1 protein-coding gene is annotated in these 270 nt (G+C 46.7%); it reads left to right on the forward strand.

What is annotated here, in order from left to right; all coding sequences use genetic code 11:
• Positions 1 to 270, forward strand: a 270-nt coding sequence (locus tag A3750_RS03075; protein WP_156498347.1) for a hypothetical protein, incomplete at both ends; no start/stop codon positions are given.

The following is a 270-nucleotide window of genomic DNA, read 5'->3' on the forward strand; positions in this document are numbered from 1 at the left end:
GAAACAGTTCGTGTTGGTGCTTTACTTATTGATGACCTCGTTAATCTTGCTGGCGAGACGAGTATATCGCGTGGTCGCTTAGAGCAGCAGATTAGTGATTTTGGATTCACGCTCGAAGAAATGAACGCCACGATCGAGCGTCTTCGAGAACAGCTTCGAAGAATGGAAATTGAAACTGAGGCTCAGGTGCTTTATCGCGCAGAGCAAGAAGGCATCACGGTTTCAGAATATGAGGAATTTGACCCTCTAGAGATGGACCGTTACTCGTCT

This window comes from Oleiphilus sp. HI0079, from assembly GCF_001635105.1.